Genomic DNA, 4587 nt, shown 5'->3' on the forward strand with positions numbered 1-4587 from the left:
AAATCAAGAAGATGTTTACCTATTAATGTATGAACCATCAACAATGGCTACTTCAGAGATGATATTGGGAGAAGTATATATCTATAACCCGGCTAAAGGCTTAACATACTATCACACATTAATTAAAGGGAAGAGGGAGAAGGCAATTAAGATGCAGTTGAAAATGTTCTCTGAGATTTCGAAGATGTAATTTGTATTTCAAGCCTACCCAGCCAACTCCCCAAGTACCTTCTCAATCTTTTTAAACCCAAACTGACCAGTTAGGTGATCCATTCGAGCCGTGATTTGTCCATTACATAAATTGCCTATGCTTCCTGCATGTGTGTGATTCACGTTTTTTTCTGCAGAGAAAGTTCCATTGTCAACTTGGCCGCCTATTTCTTTGTAAGCATCACGGAACGGTAAACCACCAAGTACTTTCTTATTCACCTCTTCTACCGTAAATAGATTGGTGTATTTATCATCGACTAGAGCATTATCGTTAACGATGATGTTCTTTAGCATGTGGTTGGCAATTGCCAAACAACTGTTCAATTCATCAAAGGCAGGCATAAAGCTTTCTTTAATCAATTGTAAATCGCGGTGGTAACCAGAAGGTAGGTTGCTGGTTATCATGTTAATCTCATTCGGTAATGCATTTAGCTTATTGCATTTTGCACGGATCAATTCGAATACATCTGGATTACGTTTGTGTGGCATAATACTACTACCAGTAGTAAGCTCTTTTGGGAAAGAAACTAAACCAAAGTTCTGGTTCATGTATAAGCAGATGTCCATTGCCATTTTACCCAATGTGCCTGCAATAAACGACATAGAACAGCTTACGCTTTTCTCTGTTTTACCTCGTCCCATTTGAGCGTAAACTACGTTGTAATTCATCGCAGCGAATCCAAGAAGATCGGTAGTCATCTGACGGTTTAACGGGAAAGAAGATCCATAACCGGCTCCAGAACCAAGTGGGTTTTGGTTAGCTATTTTGAAAGAAGCCAACATCATTTCTAAATCGTCTACTAAGCTTTCGGCATAAGCACCAAACCATAAACCATAACTAGATGGCATCGCAATTTGTAGATGCGTAAAGCCTGGAATCAATTTTTCTTTATGCTCTTCGCTCAACGAAATCAATGTATCGAACAACACTTTCGTGTTCTCAACCAATTGCTGAATTTCAGCACGGATAAACAATTTAAGATCCACTAAGACTTGGTCGTTTCGAGATCGGCCGCTGTGAATTTTCTTGCCAACATCGCCAAGCTTTGTGGTAAGGTCACTTTCAATTTGAGAGTGCACATCTTCAATGTCATCTTCAATTACGAAGTCACCAGCCTTAACAATCTTAAGAATATTCTTAAGCTCTATTTGAAGGATGCTTAATTCATCTGCTGTAAGCAAGTCGATGCTTTCCAACATTTGGATATGCGCCAACGAACCGTAGATGTCGTACTCGGCCAATAATAAATCTAATTCTCGGTCTTTACCTACTGTAAATTCCTCAATCGTTTTATCTACATCAAAATCTCGTTTCCAAATCTTAGCCATAACTACAATACTATTTTTTCGAGCATCTGAATGTATAAATCGATGCCTTCTTTTATTTCGTGTAAATGAACATACTCGTCTGCCGTGTGCGATCGCGCAGAATCTCCAGGTCCTAATTTTAACGACGGTGCGTCAATCAATGCTTGGTCGGAAGTAGTAGGAGAGCCATAAGTCTCACGACCTAATGCCAGGCCTGCTTGCACAATCGGGTGACTATGATCGATAGATGAAGCACGTAATCGAACCGAACGAGGGTTAATCTCGCACTTTACATTTTCTCGAATTACCTCTAATATCTCTTCGTTGTTGTATACATCCGTTACACGAACATCAACTACGAAGTTGCAATGATCTGGCACCACGTTATGCTGCGATCCCGCTTCGATCATGGTAACACTCATTTTAACAGGTCCGAAAGAATCTGAAATTTTCGGGTAAACAAACGATGTAAACCAGTCGATGTCTTTAACTGCATTGTAGATTGCATTTTCGCCTTCTTCACGCGCAGCATGTCCAGATTTACCTTTCGCAACACAATCCAATACCATCAATCCCTTTTCGGAAGTAGCCAAGTGCATTTGTGTAGGCTCACCAACTATTGCAAATTCGATGTCTCCCAATTCTGGCAAAATCAATTCAACCCCGTCTAATCCAGAAATCTCTTCCTCAGCTGTTGCTGCAATAATAAAGTTGTAGTTAAGGTCTGTTCGCTCGTAGAAATAGACAAAGGTAGATATCAGTGAAACCAAGCATCCACCAGCATCATTTGAACCCAAACCATAAAGAATACCATCTTTCACGAAAGGAGTAAACGGATCGAATGTGTATCCAGAGTTAGGTAAAACCGTATCGTGATGAGAATTCAATAATACCGTTGGCTTGCTCTTGTCGTAATGCTTGTTAAACGCCCAAACATTGTTTTTCATTGTATGGGTTTCAATACCTCGCTCCTTTAAAAACGCGTTTATCACATTGGCCGTTTTGTCTTCTTCTTTACTAAAAGATTTAATACTTATTAGTAATCGTAGAAGCTCTATGGCATCGTTACTTAATTTTTCGTGGCTCATAATTTTAAGCTATGCGTGTAAAACACTTCCGTGTTGTGCACCATCAATAATACTTGTTTTAAATTCTTCGGAATGGCAAATCCATACCTCCTTAACACCTTTTTTAATGGCATTAAACGAGTTATCCATTTTAGGAATCATCCCATCATGTATAATGTTATCTGCTTTTAATTGCTCGTATGTTTCGGTTGAGATATCCTCGATCACAGAGGTCTCATCGTTTACATCTTTCAATACGCCTTTCTTTTCAAAGCAATACACCAATTTGGTGTCAAAATCGTTCGCCATACCCACAGCCAAAGCAGAAGCGATCGTATCTGCGTTTGTGTTAAGCATAGTCTCTCCGTCGTTTGTAAGAGGAGCAAAAACAGGCGAATGCCCGTCGTTAATTAACATCGAAACAGGAGAGGGGTTTACTTTATCCACATCACCCACGAATCCGTAATCGATGTCTTTAACTTCTCGTTTGTGTGCTTCAATAATGTTGTGTGCATTTCCCTTTACACCAAAAGCTTTACAATCATTGTCATTTAACTGTGCAACGATTGATGCATTTAACGCACTATAAACGGTCTTTACAACTTCTAGCATTGGCTTATCGGTAATTCGTCGTCCTTCAACCATTTGAACTTCAATACCCATTTGCTTAGCCATCTCTGTGGCAATCTTTCCGCCGCCATGTACCAAGATTTTATTCTCTCGGATCTCTGCGAAATCAGCTAAAAATTTAGCCAGCGCATCTGAATCATCGATTACGTTGCCGCCAATTTTTATTATGTATAGCGTTTCCATCATAAGGCTTCCAGCATTTTTTTAAGTACCGCCTGTGTTGCAAATTCTCGGTTTGCAGCTTGAGGAATTACAATCGAATTTGAGCCATCAATTACAGCATCGCTAACTACTACATTACGACGAACAGGTAAACAGTGCATGAATTTTGCATCGTTAGTTAAATCCATTTTTCGTTCATCAATCATCCAGTTTTTTGGAGTAGAAAGTACCTTGCCGTAATCCGAAAAACTCGACCAGTTTTTTGTGTAAACAAAATCGGCACCGGAAAGCGCTAATTCTTGATCGTGTAAAATACTTGCTCCTTCAGTAAATTGAGGATCTAAATCATACCCTTCTGGGTTCGCAATTACAAAATCGAAATCTGTAGATGACATCCATTGGGCAAGCGAATTAGGAACTGCTTGTGGCAATGCCTTCGGATGAGGTGCCCAGCTCAATACTACTTTGGGGCGAGCTGTTTTTTTGAATTCTTCTATAGTTACTAAATCTGCTAAGGATTGCAATGGGTGTAGTGTGCCAGATTCTAAACTCACCATTGGTACGCCAGAAAACTTGATGAATTTATTTAAAATCGCTTCCGCGTAATCTTCTTCTCGGTTGTGTAATTCGGCAAACGATCGCAATCCGATAATGTCACAATATTGCCCAACAACTGCAGCCGCTTCCTGTACATGCTCGGCTTTGTTATCGTTCATCACAGTTCCGTCTTCCATTTCCAATTGCCAGCCGTCATTCATATTAAGAGTGATGACTTTCATTCCTAAATTTTCCGCTGCTTTTTGTGTGCTTAAACGAGTTCGTAAACTTGGGTTGAGAAAAATCATCCCAAGCGTTTTATTTTCACCAAGGTGTTTAAAAGCGTAAGGATCCTTTTTGATGGCAATAATTTCTTGCACCAAAGCATTAAGATCCCCTCCGTCTAAAACTGATTTGAACGTTTTCATTTTACCAAAGTATTGGTTAAAACTGCAATAAATTTATCTGCGAAATAATCTAACTCTTCTTTCGTAACAGAAAGAGGAGGTAATAAACGAATGGCATTTTTATTCGATGATGCTCCAGTAAATATTTGGTGCTCAAACAACAATTCTTTTCGAACTGCTGCACAAGGTTCTTTCAACTCAATGGCAATCATTAAACCTTCCCCTCGAATCTCGGTAATGGCATCCTCTATATTATTTTCTTTCAA

General features: G+C 39.4%; 6 protein-coding genes. 1 reads left to right on the forward strand and 5 read right to left on the reverse strand.

What is annotated here, in order from left to right:
• On the forward strand, positions 1 to 190 hold a 190-nt coding region (locus HRT72_09140), incomplete at its 5' end, for a hypothetical protein (protein NQY67869.1).
• A 14-nt stretch (positions 191 to 204) separates the two neighbouring features.
• Here the strand turns inward: HRT72_09140 and argH are convergent.
• The 5 genes from argH to HRT72_09165 form a co-directional block, all read right to left on the reverse strand.
• Complete coding sequence (gene argH, locus HRT72_09145) at positions 205 to 1539, reverse strand: argininosuccinate lyase (GenBank protein ID NQY67870.1); 1335 nt, start codon at positions 1537 to 1539, stop codon at positions 205 to 207.
• A gap of 2 nt (positions 1540 to 1541) precedes the next feature.
• Positions 1542 to 2606: a M20 family metallo-hydrolase gene (locus HRT72_09150; GenBank protein NQY67871.1), complete on the reverse strand. Its 1065-nt coding sequence runs from the start codon at positions 2604 to 2606 to the stop codon at positions 1542 to 1544.
• A gap of 9 nt (positions 2607 to 2615) precedes the next feature.
• The gene (argB, locus tag HRT72_09155) at positions 2616 to 3398 is read right to left on the reverse strand and encodes an acetylglutamate kinase (GenBank protein NQY67872.1); all 783 of its coding nucleotides are present in this window, start codon (positions 3396 to 3398) and stop codon (positions 2616 to 2618) included.
• Entirely contained in the window at positions 3398 to 4342 is a 945-nt protein-coding gene (locus HRT72_09160) for an acetylornithine carbamoyltransferase (protein NQY67873.1), read from the reverse strand. The genes argB and HRT72_09160 overlap by 1 nt, the downstream gene beginning before the upstream one ends.
• Positions 4339 to 4587, reverse strand: a 249-nt coding sequence (locus tag HRT72_09165; GenBank protein ID NQY67874.1) for an aminotransferase class III-fold pyridoxal phosphate-dependent enzyme, incomplete at its 5' end; no start/stop codon positions are given. The genes HRT72_09160 and HRT72_09165, both read right to left, overlap by 4 nt.

It is taken from the genome of Flavobacteriales bacterium (assembly GCA_013214975.1).
Lineage (GTDB): Bacteria > Bacteroidota > Bacteroidia > DT-38 > DT-38 > DT-38.

Bases quoted from the DNA above. Each gene is read 5' to 3' on its own strand.
- HRT72_09150 (NQY67871.1), bottom strand. From the start codon at position 2,606: ATGAGCCACGAAAAATTAAGTAACGATGCCATAGAGCTTCTACGATTA.
- argB (NQY67872.1), bottom strand. From the start codon at position 3,398: ATGGAAACGCTATACATAATAAAAATTGGCGGCAACGTAATCGATGAT.
- HRT72_09160 (NQY67873.1), bottom strand. From the start codon at position 4,342: ATGAAAACGTTCAAATCAGTTTTAGACGGAGGGGATCTTAATGCTTTG.
- argH (NQY67870.1), bottom strand. From the start codon at position 1,539: ATGGCTAAGATTTGGAAACGAGATTTTGATGTAGATAAAACGATTGAG.